Raw genomic sequence first — 22,847 nt, forward strand, 5'->3', positions numbered from 1 at the left:
CTTGAGAGCCTACAAGGATAAGAATTTGAAGCTGTTGAAATGGCATTGGATGTCAGCAATTAAGATGCTTCAAAATTTAGTAAGGGACCCACAAGCATCCTATTAAATTCGTGGGGATCCCTCAGCTTCAGAATCAACTTTATCCTGCGTTAAATCTTGCTACGGTGAATCAAGGCTTAATATTACAATTAGATCAAACGATCCAATCGGCTATTACAACAGGCGAAGAAGATGCACTAGATGTTGCCAATACTATGGTGTTGCAAATATCAGCTAACTTACGTCAGCTCGTCGATTTACAGCCCCAAGAAACCAATGTAACTCGACAACTTAATAAGGACGTAAACCTCTACTATAATAATGCTCGCAGTTTAGCTGCTGAGTTTATTAAAGATGATGTCGACTTTAGTAAAATTCAACGTCAGGCGGCGGAAAATGCTAAACGATATCAATTATTGGTTGAACAATTTTCTGAAAAGAAATCGATTTTATCTGAACAATTTCAACAGAGTATTCAAGCAACTATTACGAGCTCAAACCAGGCAGAAAATAGCGTTTTACTCATAGGTGTTATTGCGACGTTGCTAATGGTGATTATGGGGCTACTCGTTAATCGCTCCATTATTAATACCATAGACAATGTGACTCAGTCTTTGCGCAATATTTCTGAGGGTGAAGGCGATCTTCGGTCGCAGATCCACTATGCAGGTAAAGATGAAATTGCTCAGTTGGTTTACTGGTTTAATCAATTTGTGTCTAAACTTCAATCTTCTATTGCCGATACAAAGAATACCACTGAACATTTAACCGAAGTAGCTGCAACGTTACTCAGTGGTAGTCAATACAGTGAACTCAATGTGCAGCAACAAAATGAAGCCATTGAGCAGATATCGCAGGCAATGAAAGAAATGTTTGTCAGTGTCACTCATATTGCTGAGTACGCCTCAAGTGCGGCACTTGAAGCAGAAAATGCCAACACTGAAGCAAAACAAGGCGGGATCATTGTTAATGAAGCCATTATTACTATTAATACCCTGGCTGAAGAAGTACAGCAAACTGCGGCTGTCGTTAATCAATTAGACGCATATACCCACAACGTTAATGACATATTAGACACAATCAGAAGTATTGCAGATCAGACAAATTTACTGGCCCTTAACGCTGCTATTGAAGCAGCGCGTGCTGGTGAACATGGGCGTGGGTTTGCAGTAGTTGCCGATGAAGTCAGAACATTGGCCTCTAGAACACAAACCTCAACTCAAGAAATCCAACAAGTGCTACAAGAATTACGCTCAACCTCTAAGCAAGCCGTTGACGCGATGGCTCGTGGTATTAACACTGCTGCAATAGGGGTTAAATCAGCCTCTTTAGCCGGTGAAGCGTTACAGCGTATTACAGAAAAAGTAAGTGCAATATCAGAAGTTAATGACCAAATTGCGGCTGCTACCGAGGAGCAACATACAACTTCAGTGTTGATCCAGCAATATGTAACTGAAATGGAAGTCGGTTCACAAAAAGTCAGAGTAACGACTGCGGATATGGGCGGTATTAGTGTCGATATTCAAAATGTAAGTGAAAGACTTCAATCTATTACCAGTCAATTTAAGGTATGAGATTGATTGTAAATGCAGTACCAAAAAACCAAAAATATAAGCCCAAAGGGCATATGAGTGATGATCAAGGAGTAACACCATGCAATTTAATTTAAAAATATTATCCGTTGCGATATCAATGGCGATAGTCCCAAGTTTAGCAGTGGCAGATGAAGCCGCTGATGCTAAAATTGCCAAACTAGAGCAGCAGGTACAAACGTTGCAGGCGCAGCAAAATGCAAGCCTAGCCGACAAGGTCCAATTTAACGGGTTTATTAGCGGAGCCTATATCAGCTCTGATAATGATGCTGGCTACAATAATGCTGATTCGAGTGCTAACTTTAGCGAAGACAGTAAATTAGGTCTACAAGGGACATTTAACATTTCTGACAATACTCAAGCAGTATTACAGCTAATGATGCGCGGTAAATACGACTGGGAAGTTGAAGCTGAATGGGCCTATTTATCCCATCGCTTTGACAACGGCGTTAAGATTCGTGGCGGTAAACTGCGTGTGCCTTTATTTATGTACTCTGATTACTTAGATGTTGGATATGCACAGCCTTTCGCGCGCCCACCACAAGAAGTATACGGTACCATCCCGTTTTCATCTTACACTGGTGCAGGTGTTTCTTATGATGTGGAATACGATGACTCAACACTAACAATGCAAGCATTTGGTGGTGAGTCCGACGTTAAAAACTCAGCGGTTGAATTAAGCAACCTTATGGGTGCTAACGTAAGTTGGACTGATGAAATTTGGACTTTACGTGCTGTATATGCACAAGCCAAATTAGATGGTCCAATTGTCTCAGAAGTAACAGTGCCTTTAGCCGCAGGTGTAAATACTCAAGCTAACTATACCGTATTAGAACTTAATGATGAGAAAGGTTCATTCGTTGGGGTGGGTGCAAGTTACGACAATGGTGAAGTGATTGCTATTACTGAATGGACTCGCTCAGAAATTGATAACGCTTACCCTGACACTGATTCTGGTTACTTAACGCTGGGCTACCGTATTAAGGAATTCACACCTTACGCTACAGTTGCATACATGAAGACTCAAGATAATGATGAGCGTCTGCCACTATCAACAGCGACTGCAATTCAAATGGTTGCATTTAATGCTGAGCGCATGGCTTACAGTATTGGTTTACGTTGGGATGCTATTGATAACGTCGCGATAAAATTTGATGTCACTTATGCTGAAGATTTTGGTGACACTTCAGGTGGATTCACGGGCAACAGCATCGACACATCAACAGGTAAGTTTACTTATGATGACACCTTGATTTACACCGTTAAATTCGACGCAGTATTTTAAGGAGTATGATAATGAAAAAGTTACTAACTATTTTAGCACTAAGTTTAACCGCTGTTACCTCCGCTAACGCTGCTGTAGTTGTTATTGGTAATCCTGCTGCTGCAGACATTTCAATTAATGACGTTAAAAAAGCTTTTTTAGGCAAAGGCAACTCTTCGGTCGTCGTTTACGAATTAGAAGAAGGCAATCCTATTCGCAGTGAGTTTCATCAAGCTGTTACAGGTAAGTCTGATGCACAACTAAAAGCATTTTGGTCTAAGCAAGTCTTTACCGGTAAAGGTACTCCACCACCTGCGGTTTCTGGTGCTGCAGCGATGAAATCTGCAATTGCAAGTAATCCAAATGCCATTGGCTACATTGATGAAGCAGACGTTGATGCCACAGTTAAAGTCATTATTAAACCATAAAGATAATGATCCTGTGATTTGCATGCATCAATAGTGTGGAAAGATAACCACCGATTTTTTTGATGATAAACCAAAGCATAAACCGAGCAATTATTGTGATTGCTCGGTTTTTTTGTTACAAACAAATCAAAAACCTTATGTTAATAATGTGTAAAATTAATATCAACATATAACAATCCATACCCAATAATTCATCAAAACCCGCTTATTCAGACAATAAACAAAAGAGGACAAGATATGAAGGGCATACCCCTTAAACCCCTTTTCGCCAGCATCGCGGTAATATTTGCACTAAATGCCTGCTCCATGTCAACCGTATCCCAAACGACCAATGACCCCACGCCATTAACAGCTGCACAAATAGAACAACAACATGCTGATAATCCGTTTTTTAAACCTTACGGTACATTTTTTGAAATCCCTGATTTTGCCAATATTACAACCGATGATTATATCCCAGCCTTTGAAGCTGGAATGACTGAGCTGCAAGAGCAAATTAGTACTATCGCAAATAATCCTCAGCCCCCAACTTTTGAAAATACGATTGAAGCAATGGAATTTTCGGGCGATTTACTAACCCGAGTATCATACGTATTCTTTAATTTGGCGGGCGCAGACACTAACGATGCGTTACAAGCTATATCCAAACAGATTTCACCTAAACTATCGTCATCACAAGATGATATTTTCCTAAATCCAATGCTGTTTCAACGAGTAAAAACTTTACATGAACAACGTAATAGCTTGTCCTTGAATACTGCACAGGCAAAATTACTGGAAGATACATACAAATCATTCACCCGAGGCGGAGCAAATTTATCAGCAGAAGATAAAATTACCCTCCGAGGTTTAAATGAACAAATTAGTAAGTTAAGCCTTACTTTTGGCGATAATTTATTAGCTGAAACCAATGGCTTTCAACTCATCATTGACAACCAAGAAGACCTTTCCGGTTTACCACAAGATGTGGTGGACACTGCAGCTCGTAAAGCTACAAAACTGGGTCATCCAGGTAAATGGATTTTTACTCCTCATCGCCCATCAATGACCCCATTTTTGACTTACGCTGATAATCGAAAACTGCGTGAAACCCTATTTAAGGCTTACCTTGCTCAAGCAAATAATGACAATGAATTCGATAATAAAAAGATTCTCGCCAAAATAGCCTCAATACGTTCACAACGAGCTCAGCTTATGGGATATCAATCTCATGCTCATTTTGTACTTGAATCTCGCACTGCTAAGACCCCAGAGAATGTCTATGCTCTATTAGATAAAGTGTGGCCAGCTGCATTAAAGCAGGCTAAAAGTGAAGTGGCAGACATGCAAGCGCTAGTCGATACCCAAGGTACCGATTTGACCATTGAAGCATGGGATTGGTGGTATTATTCAGATAAAATTCGCGTCGCTAAATACAGTTTCAATGAACAGCAAACTAAGCCCTATTTCTCACTTGAGAGTACCTTGAAAGGGGTATTCTATACCGCTAATCGTTTATATGGCATTACTGTCAAAGAACGTACGGATTTGCCCAAGTATCACCCAGATGTTCGTACCTGGGAAGTCTATGATAAAGACGGTAGCTTGCTCGCTATATTTATGGGCGACTATTTTGTCCGTCAAAGTAAGCGAGGCGGCGCGTGGATGAACGTATACCGTCAACAATATAATATGAATGGAGTAGAATCAAAGCCGATTGTGGTTAACGTACTTAACTTCCCTCGCCCAGCAGGTAATGAGCCAGCACTACTGACATTTGACGAAGCCAGTACTCTGTTTCACGAATTTGGACATGCATTGCACGGCATACTTTCTAATGTGACTTACCGTTCTCAATCCGGTACTAGCGTACCAAGTGATTACGTTGAGTTTCCATCCCAAGTAATGGAAAACTGGATGACACAGCCGGAAGTATTATCACAATTTGCAAAGCATTATCAAACGGGTGAAATTATCCCCCAATCTTTAATAAGTAAAATTCAAGCCGCTAGCCAATTTAATCAAGGTTTTGCCACTGTCGAATATATGGCTGCCACTTACTTAGACTTAGATTGGCATTCTCTTAAAGATAGCAAACTACGCGATGCGAAAGAGTTTGAATTGGCCTCATTAAATAAAATGGGCTTAATTAGCCAAATAGCCCCTCGTTATCGCAGCACATACTTCTCGCATATTTTTGCAGGCGGTTATTCGGCTGGATACTACAGTTACCTTTGGTCTGATATTTTAGGTGCTGATGCTTTCGAAGCGTTTAAAGAAAATGGAATTTTTGATCCAAAAACAGCTCAAAAATTCCGTGATAGTATTTTATCCAAAGGCGGCAGTGCAGATCCGATGGAATTATACAAACAATTTAGAGGTAAGGATGCAGGTATTGAACCGCTATTACGTAGCAGAGGTTTATTAAAAGAAAAACTTTAATATTAAAAATTGAATGATGATATTAACAATGGCTTCGACAGCCATTGTTAATATTGCCAAATTTAATATGGATATTTACTTCCTGGTAAACAGACTCTAAGTATTTAAAGGTATAAATTCTATTCATACCAAATCATAAAACAAGTTCATATTACATCCATTAATATCAATCCTTATCAAACACACAAAAAATTTACATGAAACGTATTAATAGCTTGTCGGCTTTTTATCACCTTTTACGCCTATTAATTGCACGAACGCACTCATTAATCATATTAATTTAGCGTTACATCACAATTTATTCATATCTTATGCTTATAATCTCCGCGGTGTTTTCATTTTATTATCAAAATAGTTAAGGATCGTTAACACTACGTAAGAGGCATAAAATAAAAATACGCCTCGGGGTCAAATAAATATAGAGAGTAAAATATGTTAAATAAAAAAATACTTGCTGTTGTCATCGCTGCCGCACTGGGGCTAGGTGGTTGTAATTCAGATGACGACAAGCAAGAAAATATTGTCGTTGCTGATATTAAGTTACGTGTAATGGAAACCACAGATCTTCATACTAATATGATGGATTACAACTATTACTCAGGCAAAGAAGATAAGACTATCGGCCTAGTGCGTACTGCCAGTCTAATTAATGCTGCACGTGCTGAAGTCACAAACTCTGTACTGGTCGATAATGGCGATTTATTACAAGGTAGCCCTATGGGCGACTATATTGCTAATAAATTCAAAACTGAAAGCAACATGCTTACCGATACTCACCCTGTTTACAAAGCGATGAATACGCTTGATTATGAAGTTGGTAACATTGGTAACCACGAATTTAACTACGGATTATCATTCCTTGAGCAATCGTTAGACGGTGCAAACTTCCCTTATATTAATGCTAACGTAATTTGTGCTGATAAAGATGGTTGCTGGGATGATGTATTATTCAGTGAAAACATGTTCACACCGTATATTATTAAAGACAAAGTCGTTACCGATGTTGATGGTAATGAACATACAATAAAAATTGGTTACATCGGCTTTGTACCACCACAAATTTTACAATGGGATAGAGCTAACTTAGACGGTAAAGTTGAAGTATTAGGCATTGTTCAAGCGGCGAATAAATTTGTGCCACAAATGAAAGCAGAAGGTGCTGATATTATTTTAGCCATTCCGCATTCAGGTATTGGTTCAAGTGAAAATCCTGGCGACCCATGGGCAGAAAACGCAACCTATGCATTAACCAACGTCGATGGCATTGATGCAATTTTCTTTGGTCACAGCCACTCTGTATTCCCATCTGCAACTTACAGCGACTTACCCAATACTGACGTAGACAAAGGTTTATTGAATGGCGTTCCTGCCGTAATGCCTGGCCGCTGGGGTGATAACTTAGGTGTCGTTGACTTAGTTGTACGCCAAGTAGAAGGAAAATGGACCGTAATTCATGAAGAATCAACGGCTAAAGCACGCCCAATTTACGACAATACTAATAAAGTAGCATTGGTTGAAGGTGAAGCTAGCTTACGTGATGCAATTGAAATTGAACACAATGGTACTATTGAATATGTTAGCCAACCCATTGGGGTTGCTGCCGCTAACATGTACAGCTTTTTAACGTTAGTTCAAGATGATCCAACGGTTCAGATTGTATCTAATGCTCAAATAGCGCGTGTTAAAACATTAATTACTGATGATCTAAAAGATTTGCCAATCTTGTCAGCATCGGCACCATTTAAAGCCGGTGGACGTTATGCTGAAGGAGATGCAAGCCAATATGTACAAGTTGATGCTGGCGACCTTTCGTATAAGAACGCTGCTGACTTATACCTATACCCAAATACTATGGTTGCAGTTAAAGCTACCGGTGCGGAACTAAAAGATTGGTTAGAATGTTCAGCCAACCAGTTTAATCAAATTGACCCAAGCGTCAGTGCTCCACAAAATTTGATTAATCGCGCAGGTCACCCAACTTATAACTTCGACGTTATTGATGGCCTAACTTACAAGATTGATGTAACTCAACCCACTAAGTTTGACCGAAGCTGTGCTGTCGTTAACGCTAATGCAAATCGTATTGTTGACTTAGCATACACAGCACCTGACGGAACGGTTATTACGGGTGATGAATTAGCAGCGATGTCGTTTGTTGTGGCTTCAAATAACTACCGTGCTTTTGGTGGTTCATTTGCGGGTACCGGTTCTGACCACGTAGTGCTAGAACTGCCAGATACCAACCGTGATGCATTATCAGCTTATATTACTGAGCAATCACAACCAAATGCGACTGGTGGATATGATGCTATGGTTGATCCATCAGCTGATTACAACTGGGATTTTAAAACTATTGATAATGCGACTGTTGCATTAGACATTCGTTTTGAAACCCAAGACAGCGATGTTGCTGACAAGTTTGTTGCTGATAATCAACAACGTAAAATGGTGAAGTTACCTAAAACAGCTGATGTTGTAGCTGGCTTTGCGATTTATAGCATCGATCTAACTACACCTGTTGCTGCGAAGTAATTACTCGCGGACTAAATGCAAAAAAGGCGCTTTATGCGCCTTTTCTATTTTTATTACTCAGTCCTGAAATATGGCCACACAACTTAAATACTGTAACTATCATTTAACCATTTAACAAATCACTTCCACGTTACTACTCTTCAAACAACTGCGCCATTTTTTGAATATGCACCAATGAAACTTGATGTTGATTTCGTTGCACACAAAGCTGTTGATGTTGGTCGTTACCTGGCTGCCCAACCAATACCACTTTAACTTGATAGCCTAACGCTTTTGCAGCGGCTTCATAAGCCATAAACTCCCATTTCGCGATATTAGTATTATCACAAATAACTATCGGTTCTTTACGCGCCAACGCCTGAATAAAAGCCGTTAAATTAGTCTGATGATATTGGCCGATTTTTTGCGGATTAAAGCGGTACTGCCCCTGTTGATAAAAATAGCGGTCTGTAGAGAACAGGCCATGCTGACGGATATGAATCGCCTGCTCAATGCCTTGAGAAGTAATAAATTGTTCAACCCAATAAGATTTACCACTGCCAGGTAAACCACGCATAATAATCGCCAGCTTTGTCGGCATCACGTCACTAACGGCTTGCTCTAATAATGCTTCACTCACTACCAATCACCTTACCCGCTAGAATATCGTCGACTAACTTAGGTAAGAGAGCACCCGCTTTACCGGTAAAATGATATTGAAACTGGCTATGACGGTCTGCAGGATCAAGGTTAACCTCTACGGTTTGAGCACCGTGGTGATTCGCACTATCGACAAAACCTGCCGCAGGGTAAACCGTACCCGATGTACCAATCGCAATAAATAAGTCACAGTGATCTAAGGCATCGTGAATTCTGTCCATACCAAAAGGCATTTCACCAAACCACACAATATGTGGCCGCAGGCGTTTCCCGGGTATGCAACAGGTGCAGCAATTATCAACACCGAAGGGTTCACGTAATACAAAGGTTTGTAGCGATTGTGGGCATCGACCTTTTGCTAATTCGCCGTGCATATGCAGTAATCGTTTAGAACCCGCACGCTCGTGTAAATCATCAACATTTTGGGTTATTACTAGCAATTCACCCGTAAATTTTGTTTCAAGTTTAGCTAGTGCTAAATGTGCTGCATTGGGAATGACATCATCATTGTGTAATTGTTGCCAGCGGCTATTATAAAAACGCTCAACTAATTCTATATCTCTTGCATAGCCTTCTGGGGTGGCAACATCTTCAATATGATGCTGTTCCCACAAGCCATGCTGATCTCTAAATGTGCTCATACCCGACTCAGCTGAAATACCTGCGCCGGTCAGCACTACAATTTGCCGGTACATTGTTTGTCCTTTATTGTGATGATGTAAAATAAAATGTAATGACTTTTAATACCATATCAAAAATAAGTGCTCAGGTTACAAAATGTTGTCATTAGACGGTCTAAAAATTCACATAAAATTCATGTTATAGATTTGATAATGATATCGGATAACAGAATAGGCACAATAATCCCTTAGTATAAGTAAGCTTATTGTGCGATCCATAACAAATACTATCAGCTTAAGTGACTGTTTTACTAAATATCCTCTATATAGGTTGATAAAGCAGCTTAAGAGGTTTATGTTTTTAGACTCAAGACATATAATGATTAGAATATCCACCGATGAACCGATTGGTTCTGCAATCAAGAGATTAGCAATGACAGATGGAAATCAAGCACTCAAAAAAGCCGGATTAAAAATAACCCTGCCGCGAGTTAAAATTCTAGAACTGATGCAATCCCCAGATAACCAGCATATCAGTGCGGAAGACTTATATAAGAAGTTACTCGAAATAGGTGAGGAAATTGGCCTTGCAACTGTATACAGAGTATTAAACCAGTTCGATGATGCGGGCATTCTAAATCGTCATCATTTTGAAAGTGGTAAAGCGGTGTTTGAAATGTCGACTCAACAACACCATGACCATTTAGTGTGTTTAACCTGTGATAAAGTGATTGAGTTTTCTGACGACGTGATTGAACGTCGCCAGGATGAAATTGCAATGCGTCATAACATCAAGCTGACTCACCATAGCTTGTACCTTTATGGTCATTGTACCAATGATACTTGTGATCACGCTGACGAATAGTCTGTATGTGAGCAACAAACAAACCAGCAAATTTGCTGGTTTGTTTGTTGGCTAACATTTATCATAAGCTTTCAGAGTTTACTTAAATCAATAATGTAAGCCATAGGCTAAAACTAAACACTGATAACAAGGTCGATAATACTACTGTGCTACCCAAAGTCGATTCATGCTGTTTAAGTTCAGTGGCAATAAGATAAGCGTTGACGCCAAGCGGAGAAGCACTGAGCAACACCAACATCGCAGTGCTTGATGTGGTTAGCTCAAATACAAACTGCGCCATAATATAAACTAATGCTGGCAATAAAATAATTTTTAAACAACTAGCCATTAAGGCTAAACGCCAATGTTCACCTATACGATAAAAACTTAAATTAGCACCTAGCACAAACAATGCACACGCCAAAGCGGGCTTAGCTAATAGCGCTAAACCATCATCTAATTGTTGTCCCAAGTTAATACTTAACGCATTAGCCAAAATGCCTAGTCCAATACTCATTACTACCGGATTAAGTACCATAGAGCGAGCAAACCGTCGCCACGAGAAACCTTGAGGCTGCGCTCGTGCCGCTAAGACAAAAGTCAGAGCAAACAAGGTGGCGCTATGAAAAGTAATGATCATAAATACCTGCCCAATCATTGCTGGGCCTAATGCAGCGATAATAATGGGTAAACCTACCAATACCGTATTGGAATAACTGGCACCCAACGCGAATACCGCACTGGCATCACGCCCCTGCAGCGCTATTGGACTAAAGAGGCGATTAATTCGGTAACCTATAGAAAACACTAACAACACTGGTAAATAAAAAGCTAGCAGTGCAAATGGGTCTATGCTTTGCGCCAACGGTGCTGCGAGCATATTGATAAATAGAAATGCCGGGATACTGACGTAAAAAGTGAACCTGCTTATCCCAGTAATGTGTTCTTTGTTAAAGAATCCAACTCGGGTTAATACATAGCCTAATAACACCATAAAAATTAAGGGGAAAATAATGCTGATGATGGCCATAATTACCTTGCAAAGAATTAAAGGAATCGCAACAGATTGTCTATTAAAATACTATTAAATATAACCGCTTGAAAAAATGAAGAAAAACCAATAAAAAAGGCGCCTAAGCGCCTTTTTATCAAGAAGGTATAATTACCAACCTGTTTTGATACGCAGTGCTTTACCAATGTCAGCTAAAGAGCGAACAGTCGTAACGCCAGCAGCTTCTAGAGCAGCAAACTTATCTTCAGCAGTACCTTTACCGCCAGCGATAATTGCGCCAGCATGGCCCATGCGCTTACCTTCTGGTGCAGTAACACCAGCAATGTAAGATACAACAGGCTTAGTTACGTGTGCTTTGATATAAGCAGCTGCTTCTTCTTCAGCATTACCACCGATTTCACCGATCATAACAATCGCTTCAGTCTGTGGATCGTTTTGGAACATTTCCAATACGTCGATGAAGTTAGTGCCAGGAATTGGGTCGCCACCGATACCTACACAAGTAGATTGGCCGAAACCTTCATCAGTAGTTTGCTTAACCGCTTCGTACGTTAATGTACCAGAGCGAGAAACAATACCGACTTTTCCAGGTAAATGAATGTGACCAGGCATAATACCAATCTTACATTCACCAGGAGTGATAACACCTGGGCAGTTAGGACCGATCATGCGAACGCCAGTTTCTTCAAGTTTCACTTTCACTTGAAGCATATCAAGTGTAGGGATGCCTTCAGTAATACAAACGATTAGCTCAAGGCCTGCATCGATTGCTTCAAGGATAGCGTCTTTACAAAAAGGAGCTGGTACGTAGATAACAGTTGCAGTTGCACCGGTTGCTGCTACAGCGTCTTTAACAGTGTTAAACACTGGAAGACCTAGGTGAGTTTGACCACCTTTTCCAGGAGAAACACCACCAACCATTTGCGTGCCATAAGCAATCGCCTGCTCAGAGTGGAAAGTACCCTGACCACCAGTGAAACCTTGACAGATTACCTTGGTATCTTTGTTAATTAAAACAGACATTATTTGCCTCCCGCAGCTTTAACAACTTGCTCAGCCGCGTCAGTAAGACTTGTAGCCGCGATGATATCAAGACCAGACTTAGCCAATACTTCACGACCTAATTCGGCGTTAGTACCTTCAAGACGTACAACTACTGGCACTTTAACGCCAACTTCTTTAACCGCACCGATAATACCTTCAGCGATCATATCGCAACGCACGATACCACCGAAGATGTTAACCAATACTGCTTTAACATTGCTGTCAGAAAGAATGATCTTAAATGCTTCAGCAACACGTTCTTTAGTTGCTCCGCCGCCAACGTCTAAGAAGTTAGCTGGCTTGCCGCCGTGTAGATTTACGATGTCCATTGTACCCATTGCTAGGCCGGCACCGTTAACCATACAACCTACGTTACCGTCTAAAGCAACATAGTTTAATTCAAATTTAGCTGCATGCGCTTCACGAGCATCATCTTGTGATGGATCATGCATTGCTTTAATTTTAGGCTGACGGAATAATGCGTTGCCATCAATACCAATTTTGCCATCTAAACAATGAAGGTTACCTTCAGTGGTGATAACAAGCGGATTGATTTCTAATAATGCAAAATCATGGTCATTGAACATGTTCGCTAGACCCATAAAGATCTTAGTAAACTGCTTCATTTGTGTTGGGTTTAAACCTAACTTGAAGCCAAGATCACGAGCTTGGAAAGCTTGAGGACCTGTTAACGGATCAATGATAGCTGTGTGGATAAGCTCTGGCGTATGTTCAGCCACAGTTTCGATATCAACACCACCTTCAGTCGACGCCATAAACACAACGCGACGAGTGCTACGGTCAACTACTGCACCTAGGTACAATTCGTTAGCGATGTCAGTACAGCTTTCAACTAGAATTTTAGCAACTGGCTGACCTTTAGCGTCAGTCTGGTACGTTACTAAGTTCTTACCTAACCAGTTTTCAGCGAATGCTCTGATTTCGTCTTTATTACCGGTAACTTTAACGCCACCTGCTTTACCACGGCCGCCTGCGTGTACTTGACACTTAACAACCCATAAGTTTCCGCCAATGTGACCAGCTGCTTCTACTGCTTCTTGAGCAGTATCACATGCAAAGCCTTCAGAGACTGGTAAACCATATTCGGCAAATAAAGATTTTGCCTGATACTCATGCAAATTCATGATGATCTATCCATATACTTCTAATCAAATCCAACTGGCTCAATATGAGCCAGCGACGAGGGTTTATCTACCTACTTACAGATCAAGTAGCAGACGAGTTGGATCTTCTAAGAAGTCTTTAATCGCGACTAAGAAGCCAACTGACTCACGACCATCAACAATACGGTGGTCGTAAGAGAGTGCTAGGTACATCATAGGCAGGATTTCAACCTGACCATTGACTGCCATTGGGCGATCTTTAATGGCATGCATGCCTAAGATTGCGCTTTGTGGCAGGTTCAAAATTGGCGTAGACATGAGTGAACCGAAAACACCACCGTTAGTCACAGTGAAGTTACCGCCAGTCATGTCTGCAACCGATAATTTACCGTCACGGCCTTTAATGGCTAATTCACGTACTGCTTTTTCGATTTCAGCTAAGTTCATGGTATCAGTGTCACGTAGTACTGGTGTTACCAGACCACGAGGCGTTGATACAGCGATGCTGATGTCGAAATAGTTATGATAAACAATGTCATCACCATCAATAGAAGCGTTAACTTCTGGGAAACGTTTTAGCGCTTCTGTCACAGCTTTGATATAAAAAGACATAAAGCCTAAACGAATACCATGGCGTTTTTCGAAAATGTCTTGGTACTGCTTACGAATATCCATGATTGGCTTCATGTTAACTTCGTTAAACGTAGTTAACATTGCCGTTGAATTTTTCGCTTCTAAAAGACGTTTTGCGATAGTTTTACGAAGACGTGACATTGGTACACGCTTCTCACTACGACCTTCTAACGGTGCCACAGGAGCAGCTGGTGCAGCGGCTTTAGCAGGAGCTGACTTAAGGAATGCATCTACATCATCCTTAGTTACACGTCCGCCCACACCAGAACCTTTAATTTTACTGGCATCAAGATTATGTTCTGCAATCACACGACGAACAGATGGGCTTAATGCATCATTAGATTCATCAGAAGCAGCTTCGGTTGTTGCCACGGCAGCAGGCCCTGACGCTTCAGCTTTAGTCACTTCTTGGCCAGACACAACACCAGCGACAAAATTAGCAATCACTTGCTCACCTAAAACGGTATCGCCTTCTTGGAATAACAATTCAGAAATTGAACCGTCTTCTGGTGCTACCACTTCTAACACAACTTTGTCTGTCTCGATATCAACTAAGTTTTGATCACGAGTAACCTGTTCGCCAGGTTTAACATGCCAAGTAGCAATAGTTGCATCAGCAACAGATTCTGGTAATACGGGTACCTTAATTTCGATACTCATGGAAAGCTTCCCTTATATAAATTATCTATTACGACAGTTTTAATGCGCTATTTACTAATGATTCTTGCTGCTGTACATGCAACCCAGGGTAACCACATGCTGGTGCAGCAGAAGCTTCACGACCGGCATAAGTTAATTGAGCACCTGCAGGAATATTAGCCCAGAAATGATGCTGACTACAGTACCATGCCCCTTGGTTTTGCGGCTCTTCTTGACACCAAACAAAATCAGTAACATGTTGATATGTTTCTAACGCCGCACGCAATTCCACATCAGGGAACGGATACAGCTGCTCAACTCGCACAATGGCAACGTTGGTCACATTCTCTTTACGACGCTTTTCAAGTAACTCGAAATACACCTTACCGCTACAGAATACAACGCGGTCAACTTGACTTGCATCTAAGGTATCTATCTCGCCAATGATATTTTGGAAAGTACCTTCGGCAAGTTCTTCTAAGGTAGACACCGCTAATGGGTGACGTAGCAAAGATTTAGGTGACATTACCACTAACGGGCGACGCATAGGACGCACAACTTGGCGACGCAACATATGATAAACCTGCGCCGGAGTTGATGGCACACACACTTGCATGTTGTGGTTAGCACATAATTGCAAGAAACGCTCTAAACGGCCACTTGAATGCTCAGGTCCCTGACCTTCATAACCATGAGGTAACAACATAGTCAGACCACATAAACGGCCCCACTTTTGCTCACCAGATGATAAGAATTGGTCAATCACTACCTGGGCACAGTTAACGAAGTCACCAAACTGCGCTTCCCAAATGGTCAAGCCACCTGGTTCTGCAGTTGCGTAACCATATTCAAATGCCAACACTGATGCTTCTGATAATACTGAGTCAATAATATCAATTGGCCCTTGTTCATCAGCCACATTACGCAAAGGTAAATAGGTAGAACCGTCTTTTTGGCTATGCAATACAGCATGACGATGGAAGAACGTGCCGCGACCAGAGTCTTGACCCGTAATGCGCACACGCTTTTTATCTTCAAGAATAGAAGCATAAGCTAACGTTTCAGCGAAACCCCAGTCCAATAACTTCTCGCCTTTAGCCATCGCAGTGCGATCAGCACAAATTTTGGCAACACGAGATTGAAGCGTATGATTTTCAGGAATATCAACTAACTTATTGGCTAAGTTTTGCAGACGTTCCATCGACATTGAACCGGCGTATTCTTCATCCCATTCGCGATTTAAATAAGGTGTCCAGTCAACTGTATGCAACGTCATAGGACGCCATTCTTTAACCACACAATCACCTGCATCTAATGCATCACGATAATGGTTAATCAGTCCGGTCACTTCATCTGCAGGAATGCTGTTTTCAGCTATCAACTTATCAGCATAAATTTTACGTGGCGTAGGGTGTTTTTTGATTTTAGCGTACATTAACGGCTGAGTAGCACTAGGCTCATCAGCTTCGTTATGGCCATGACGGCGATAACACACTAAATCAATCACTACATCACGTTTAAATTCATTACGATAATCCACTGCAAGTTGAGAAATAAACGCAACGGCTTCAGGATCGTCAGAATTGACATGGAAAATCGGTGCCTGAACCATCTTAGCGATGTCAGTACAGTATTCGGTTGAACGTGTGTCAGCTTGGTTTGATGTGGTAAAACCAACTTGGTTATTAACCACAATTCGAATACTACCACCAATAGTAAAACCACGTGTTTGAGACATGTTGAACGTCTCTTGCACAATGCCTTGGCCAGTTATAGCTGAATCACCATGAATGGTGATAGGCATAACTTGCAGACCATCTTTACAACCACGACGATCTTGACGAGCACGTACAGAACCAATAACCACTGGATTAACGATCTCTAAATGAGATGGGTTAAAGGCTAATGCTAAATGAACGTTTCCACCTGGCGTTTCAAAATCAGATGAGAAACCTTGGTGATATTTTACGTCGCCAGAACCGTGAGTGTCCGCATGCTTACCCGCAAACTCATCAAACAATTCAGCAGGACGTTTACCCAGCACGTTTATGAGCAAGTTTAAACGACCACGGTGAGCCATACCGACTACAATTTCTTTAGTTCCAGCTTCGCCTGCACGGTAAATGATTTCACGCATCATCGGAACGAGCGCATCACCACCTTCTAAAGAGAATCGTTTAGCTCCAGGGAATTTAGCACCAAGGTATTTTTCGATACCTTCGGCTGCATTCAACCCTTCAAGAATACGCTTTTTGACGCTGTTATCGTACTTGGCTTTACCTAATGTCGGTTCAAGACGTTGTTGGATCCAACGCTTTTCATCGGTATCAGTAATGTGCATGTATTCAGCACCTATCGAGCCACAATAGGTACTCTTTAGTGCATGAATAATATCAGCAAGCTTCATGGTCTCACCGCCGAGGGCGAATGAACCAGTATTAAACTGACGTTGCATGTCATCAACGGTTAAGCCGTGGTAAGCAGGATCCAATTCCTGAACAGCTTCACGCTTCCACAATCCTAATGGATCTAAATTGGCATTTTGATGGCCACGGAAACGGTGAGCATTGATCAGTTGCAGGACTTTAACTTGCTTCGCATCTAACTCTGGGTCGCCGACGCTAGTAGCGTTTTTTAAACGACCTTGTAAAGCTAAACTACGGAAATAGTCACGAACTTTAGAGTGAGCAGTTTCGGGTACTTCTACTGAGGCACCGTTAACCGGAGGGAGGTTATCAAAAACAAGCTGCCAATCAGGAGTAACTGATTGCGGATCTTCTTGATAGGCTTCATACATCTCTTCTACGTAGGTCGAGTTCGAACCACTTAAATGTGACGACTCGAGCCAGGCTTTCATGATGCCTTGGTGCATTGTTATTCCTTTCAAACTTGATACACGTGCTAGCCATAAACATAACAGTGAGTAACGTAAGTTACATCACACGTAGACTGAAATTATCGTAACAAGATAATAGCAGGAGGTATTACATAAACACACAAAAGAGCCATCTCCAATATTGAAGATGACTCTTAACAGAGCTAATAAGTCAAATTATTTTGCTCAGGTTTGTGCATTAAACAGCTCGCTTAAGCAGCATGGACTTAATGTGACCAATCGCTTTAGTTGGGTTTAATCCTTTAGGACAAACGTCAACACAGTTCATGATGCCATGACAACGGAACACACTGTAAGCATCATCTAGTTCAGATAAACGCTCTTCAGTGGCCGTATCACGACTATCAATTAAGAAACGATATGCATGTAATAAACCACTTGGCCCGATAAATTTATCCGGATTCCACCAGAAAGATGGACAAGCAGTTGAACAACATGCACACATGATACATTCATATAAACCATCTAAATGAGCACGCTCTTCAGGTGATTGTAAATGTTCACGAGCTGGAGCCTGTTCGTCATTAATCAGATAAGGCTTAATTTTTTCGTATTGCTTGTAGAACTGAGTTAAGTCTACAACCAAATCACGAACTACTGGCATGCCTGGTAAAGGACGGATTTCAATTTTCTTACCTTTAAAGGTAGATAATGGCGTAATACACGCTAATCCGTTTTTACCATTCATGTTAACACCGTCAGAACCACACACACCTTCACGGCATGAACGACGGAACGCAAGCGTTGAGTCTTGTTCTTTCAGTTTAATTAACGCATCTAACACCATCATGTCAGTGCCATCAGGCACTTCTAAGGTGTAATCCTTCATATAAGGCTTGGTATCTACATCAGGATTATAACGATACAATGCAAATGTTAATTTCATCTTTTGCAACTCCTGCCTAATAGGTACGTTTTACAGGTGGAAACGCTTCACGTAATTTAGGTGTCATGTTGACATCACGTTTGCTCATACCTTGAGTGACTGGGTTATACAAACTATGACATAACCAATTATCATCATCACGGTCTAAATAATCTTCACGAGAATGCGCACCACGGCTTTCAGTACGGAAGTTAGCTGCATAAGCAGTTGCCAGCGCTGTAGCCATTAAGTTGTCTAATTCTAAGCACTCAATACGTTGAGTATTAAATTCTGTTGAATTATCAGATAACTTAGCATTTTCAAGACGCTTTTGAATTGCTTGTAGCTGTTCTAAACCTTCAGCCATAGCATCTCCACTGCGGAAAACAGAGAAATTTAACTGCATACACAATTGAAGATCTTTACGGATAACCGCAGGTTCTTCGCCGTCTTTGTTGCTTTCCCAACGATTAAGACGAGCAAGTGATGCACTAATTTCTACGTCTGAAGCCGCTTTTGGATCAGGTGTAGCGTCTAACGCTTTACCTAAATGCTGACCAGCAGCACGTCCAAACACAACTAAATCAAGTAAAGAGTTACCACCTAAACGGTTTGCACCGTGTACAGATACACAAGCAATCTCACCAACAGCAAATAAACCTAATACATCTTGTTCAGTGCCGTCGTCATTCATACGAATAACTTGACCACTTACTTTAGTCGGTAAACCGCCCATCATATAATGACAAGTTGGCAACACTGGAATTGGACCATCAGCTGGATCAATATGAGCAAAGGTACGTGATAATTCACACACACCAGGAAGACGAGCTTCTAAGGTTTCTTTACCTAAATGATCAAGTTTTAGCAAACAATGTGGACCTAAAGGGCCGTCTAAACCACGACCTTCACGAATTTCAGTCATCATTGAACGTGCTACCACGTCACGAGATGCTAAATCTTTCGCGTTTGGCGCATAACGTTCCATGAAACGCTCGCCGTCTTTGTTTAGAAGATATCCACCTTCACCACGACAACCTTCAGTAACCAAAACACCTGCACCGGCAATACCTGTAGGGTGGAACTGCCACATTTCCATGTCTTGTAACTGAACACCAGCGCGTGCCGCCATGCCAACACCGTCACCAGTATTGATGTGAGCATTAGTGGTTGATGCATAAATACGTCCTGCACCACCGGTCGCTAAAATAGTCGCTTTTGCTTTGAAATAAACAATTTCGCCCGTTTCAATTTCAATTGCAGTACAACCCACCACTACGTCATCTTCGTTTTTAACCAAATCTAAGGCATACCACTCAGAATAAACGTCAGTTTTATGTTTAACGTTTTGTTGGTATAAACAATGAAGCAATGCATGACCTGTACGGTCAGCTGCAGCAGCAGTACGAGCAGCTTGCTCACCACCAAAGTTACGCGACTGACCACCAAAAGGACGCTGATAGATAGTGCCGTCTTCGAAACGAGAGAAAGGTAAACCCATTTGCTCAAGTTCGATAATCGCTTCAGGACCCGTTTGACACATAAACTCAATGGCTTCTTGGTCGCCGATAAAATCAGAACCTTTAACCGTGTCGTACATGTGTTGTTCCCAATGATCTTCGTGCGCATTACCTAATGCTACAGTGATGCCACCTTGAGCAGAAACGGTATGTGAACGAGTTGGGAATACTTTAGATAACAGCGCACAGCTCTTACCTTCTTTAGAAATCTGTAATGCAGCTCGCATACCCGCGCCGCCGGCGCCGATTACGATTACATCAAATTCGCGTACTGGAATACTCACTTAAACACCCCACACTATTACAATGCCTGACGCTAAATAACTAAAAGCGATCAACACAAAGGTAAACTGTAATACACCACGTAACGCTGTATGTTTGACATAATCAGTCAACACTTGCCATACACCAATCCACGCATGGATAAGTAAAGCAATCAAGGTTATTAGGGTAAAGACTTTCATTGGAAGTGAAGCAAACAAACCATTCCAAATCTCGAAAGTTAACGGGGCACTACACGCGATAAAGCCAACTAAAAAAATAGTATAACAAGCGAGGATCACTGCACTTGCGCGTAATAGAATATAGTCATGAACACCACTGCGTCCAAAACTTGCTGCATTTGTTACCATACCCAAATCCCCGCTATGATTGAAAAGACTACTGCTAACACAAACGTAGCCTTAGCTGATGAGACACCCGAAGCTAACTCTTCCCAATGTCCGGCATCCATAATCAAATGACGAATGCCACCTAATAAATGATAACCCAACGCGGTTAGAATGCCCCAAATGATGAACTTCATCACGAAACCATCGAACAAGGATTGTACGCTAGCGAACCCATCTGCTGATGTTAAAGTCGAATTTAACAACCAAAGAAGGATACCAATAGCAAATAGCATGATAACACCGGAAATACGGTGCAGTATTGATGCGATAGCTGTCGCAGGAAAGCTTATCGTCTGCAGGTCTAGATGGACAGGTCTTTGCTTTTTCACGTTCTGCTCACTCAGCTCCATTGAGCATTATTTTTTTTATGATCTATTTTTTGCTTAACCACTAAAGCTTGCACAAGGCAGAGCATTTTTTAAACAAAAAACAGACTACTCTCAAGCATCTAATCAGTTGAGAAACCACTATTTAGTGAGTAAATTGATCATTTCTAAACTGTGACGCTCGTCGCCCTTAGGGACGCAGGCAAGTATACTCGCGGGAATTGTCAAATACAAACCTCACATTATGCAAAATAAGTTTTTTTAGTATTTTTTTATTCTAATGCAAGCGCAGAGCGGTTTTCAGCGAACATATACCATGGTCTAACAAATTTAAACGCTTATTTAAATTGATCTGTGATCCCGATCCACTGTAAAGTAATGACCGCTTAACATGCCGCACTCATATAGAAGAATGAAGTAAGGAGAACGGGGTATGGCTGATAATATAGCCAAATTAGAGTTACCAGGAAACGATTCAATCGACCTACCTATTAAGAAAGGTACTGAAGGTTTTGACGTTATCGACATCAGTACACTTGGAAAAAAAGGGTATTTCACCTTCGATCCAGGCTTTTTAGCTACTGCATCTTGTGAGTCTGCTATTACATATATCGATGGTGAACAAGGTATCTTGTTGCATCGTGGATATGCAATTGACCAGCTTGCAACTGAATCTACCTATTTAGATTTATGCTACTTGCTTCTTTACGGTGAATTACCGTCTAAAGTTGATTACGAACAATTTGTTGCCACAGTGAAAGAACACACTATGGTACATGAGCAAATTGCATTCTTCTTCAGAGGTTTCCGCCGTGACGCACACCCTATGGCAATGCTATGTGGTGTAACCGGTGCATTATCTGCTTTCTATCAAGATTCTCTTGATGTTAACAATCCAAAGCATCGTGAAATTGCAGCTTACCGCTTAGTGTCGAAAATGCCGACAATTGCAGCGATGTGCTACAAGTACTCAATGGGGCAACCTTTTGTTTACCCACGTAACGATTTAAGTTATGCGGGTAACTTCTTGTCGATGATGTTTGCTACTCCGTGTGAAGAGTACAAAGTCAATCCTGTTGTAGAAAAAGCAATGGATCGTATTTTTGTACTGCATGCTGATCATGAGCAAAATGCATCTACATCTACTGTCCGTTTAGCAGGTTCTTCAGGCGCTAACCCATTTGCATGTATTGCAGCGGGTATTGCTTCGTTGTGGGGCCCAGCTCATGGTGGTGCTAACGAAGCTTGCTTAGAAATGTTAGAAGAAATCGGCAGCGTTGACCGCATTCCTGAGTTTATCGAGAGAGCGAAAGACAAAAACGATCCATTCCGCCTAATGGGCTTTGGCCATCGCGTTTATAAGAACTTCGACCCACGTGCTAAAGTGATGCGTGAAACCTGTCATGAAGTCCTTAAAGAACTTAAAGTGGTTGACCCATTATTAGACGTAGCAATGGAACTTGAGCGTATCGCACTTGAAGATGAGTACTTCATCTCTAAGAAGCTATACCCGAACGTTGATTTCTACTCTGGTATCATCATGAAAGCCATTGGTATCCCTAACGATATGTTCACAGTGTTATTTGCACTGTCACGTACTGTTGGTTGGATTTCACATTGGAAAGAAATGTTAGATCAACCAGGCCATAAAATCAGCCGTCCACGTCAGTTATACACTGGTGAGTCTGCGCGCGATTTTGTGAGCGTTGATAAGCGTTAATCTTTTGATTAACCAAAC

The 22,847-nt window shown here is 41.3% G+C and carries 18 protein-coding genes; 7 read left to right on the plus strand and 11 right to left on the minus strand.

Annotated features, from left to right (window positions below; genetic code table 11):
- Positions 1-110 precede the first annotated feature (110 nt).
- From H5181_RS11975 to H5181_RS11995, 5 genes are all read left to right on the plus strand, one after another.
- A complete protein-coding gene (locus tag H5181_RS11975) occupies positions 111-1,613 on the plus strand; it encodes a methyl-accepting chemotaxis protein (RefSeq protein ID WP_310734283.1) in 1,503 nt (500 codons plus the stop codon).
- Positions 1,614-1,692: 79 nt separating this feature from the next.
- Positions 1,693-2,916 carry a hypothetical protein gene (locus tag H5181_RS11980; protein WP_182751127.1) on the plus strand — a complete coding sequence of 408 codons (1,224 nt, stop codon included), beginning with the start codon at positions 1,693-1,695 and terminating at the stop codon, positions 2,914-2,916.
- Between the two features lie 11 nt (positions 2,917-2,927).
- A complete protein-coding gene (locus tag H5181_RS11985) occupies positions 2,928-3,323 on the plus strand; it encodes a phosphate ABC transporter substrate-binding protein (RefSeq protein WP_011637788.1) in 396 nt (131 codons plus the stop codon).
- Between the two features lie 237 nt (positions 3,324-3,560).
- Entirely contained in the window at positions 3,561-5,744 is a 2,184-nt protein-coding gene (locus tag H5181_RS11990; RefSeq protein WP_182751128.1) for a M3 family metallopeptidase, read from the plus strand.
- Between the two features lie 432 nt (positions 5,745-6,176).
- Positions 6,177-8,276, plus strand: coding sequence for a bifunctional 2',3'-cyclic-nucleotide 2'-phosphodiesterase/3'-nucleotidase (locus tag H5181_RS11995; RefSeq protein WP_182751129.1), 2,100 nt, complete (start codon positions 6,177-6,179; stop codon positions 8,274-8,276).
- A 133-nt stretch (positions 8,277-8,409) separates the two neighbouring features.
- Here the strand turns inward: H5181_RS11995 and H5181_RS12000 are convergent, their stop codons facing one another.
- Complete coding sequence (locus H5181_RS12000) at positions 8,410-8,856, minus strand: AAA family ATPase (protein ID WP_182751168.1); 447 nt, start codon at positions 8,854-8,856, stop codon at positions 8,410-8,412.
- Between the two features lie 31 nt (positions 8,857-8,887).
- Complete coding sequence (gene cobB, locus H5181_RS12005) at positions 8,888-9,610, minus strand: Sir2 family NAD+-dependent deacetylase (protein ID WP_182751130.1); 723 nt, start codon at positions 9,608-9,610, stop codon at positions 8,888-8,890.
- A gap of 358 nt (positions 9,611-9,968) precedes the next feature.
- Between cobB and fur the strand changes: the two genes are divergently transcribed.
- Positions 9,969-10,400 carry a ferric iron uptake transcriptional regulator gene (fur, locus tag H5181_RS12010; RefSeq protein WP_041413604.1) on the plus strand — a complete coding sequence of 144 codons (432 nt, stop codon included), beginning with the start codon at positions 9,969-9,971 and terminating at the stop codon, positions 10,398-10,400.
- Between the two features lie 82 nt (positions 10,401-10,482).
- Here fur and H5181_RS12015 read toward each other — a convergent pair whose 3' ends face one another.
- The 9 genes from H5181_RS12015 to sdhC form a co-directional block, all read right to left on the minus strand.
- Positions 10,483-11,409, minus strand: coding sequence for an AEC family transporter (locus tag H5181_RS12015; protein ID WP_182751131.1), 927 nt, complete (start codon positions 11,407-11,409; stop codon positions 10,483-10,485).
- A gap of 132 nt (positions 11,410-11,541) precedes the next feature.
- Positions 11,542-12,414, minus strand: coding sequence for a succinate--CoA ligase subunit alpha (gene sucD, locus H5181_RS12020; protein WP_011637795.1), 873 nt, complete (start codon positions 12,412-12,414; stop codon positions 11,542-11,544).
- Entirely contained in the window at positions 12,414-13,580 is a 1,167-nt protein-coding gene (gene sucC, locus H5181_RS12025) for an ADP-forming succinate--CoA ligase subunit beta (protein WP_182751132.1), read from the minus strand. The genes sucD and sucC overlap by 1 nt, the downstream gene beginning before the upstream one ends.
- Before the next feature lie 75 nt (positions 13,581-13,655).
- Entirely contained in the window at positions 13,656-14,852 is a 1,197-nt protein-coding gene (odhB, locus tag H5181_RS12030; RefSeq protein WP_182751133.1) for a 2-oxoglutarate dehydrogenase complex dihydrolipoyllysine-residue succinyltransferase, read from the minus strand.
- Between the two features lie 28 nt (positions 14,853-14,880).
- Positions 14,881-17,703: a 2-oxoglutarate dehydrogenase E1 component gene (gene sucA / locus H5181_RS12035; protein ID WP_182751134.1), complete on the minus strand. Its 2,823-nt coding sequence runs from the start codon at positions 17,701-17,703 to the stop codon at positions 14,881-14,883.
- Between the two features lie 202 nt (positions 17,704-17,905).
- Positions 17,906-18,613, minus strand: coding sequence for a succinate dehydrogenase iron-sulfur subunit (locus H5181_RS12040; RefSeq protein WP_011637799.1), 708 nt, complete (start codon positions 18,611-18,613; stop codon positions 17,906-17,908).
- Positions 18,614-18,629: 16 nt separating this feature from the next.
- On the minus strand, positions 18,630-20,396 hold the full coding sequence (sdhA, locus tag H5181_RS12045; protein ID WP_011637800.1) for a succinate dehydrogenase flavoprotein subunit: 1,767 nt from the start codon (positions 20,394-20,396) through the stop codon (positions 18,630-18,632).
- Positions 20,397-20,744 carry a succinate dehydrogenase, hydrophobic membrane anchor protein gene (gene sdhD / locus H5181_RS12050; RefSeq protein ID WP_011637801.1) on the minus strand — a complete coding sequence of 116 codons (348 nt, stop codon included), beginning with the start codon at positions 20,742-20,744 and terminating at the stop codon, positions 20,397-20,399.
- Positions 20,738-21,133, minus strand: coding sequence for a succinate dehydrogenase cytochrome b556 subunit (gene sdhC, locus H5181_RS12055; RefSeq protein WP_011637802.1), 396 nt, complete (start codon positions 21,131-21,133; stop codon positions 20,738-20,740). Before sdhC ends, sdhD begins: the two co-directional genes overlap by 7 nt.
- A 409-nt stretch (positions 21,134-21,542) precedes the next feature.
- On the opposite strand from sdhC, the gene H5181_RS12060 reads away from it, so the two are divergent.
- Positions 21,543-22,829 (plus strand): citrate synthase, encoded by a 1,287-nt coding sequence (locus H5181_RS12060; protein ID WP_011637803.1) that lies wholly within the window; start codon positions 21,543-21,545, stop codon positions 22,827-22,829.
- Positions 22,830-22,847 lie beyond the last annotated feature (18 nt).

The organism is Shewanella sp. SG44-2, from assembly GCF_014164215.1.
GTDB classification, from domain to species: domain Bacteria; phylum Pseudomonadota; class Gammaproteobacteria; order Enterobacterales; family Shewanellaceae; genus Shewanella; species Shewanella frigidimarina.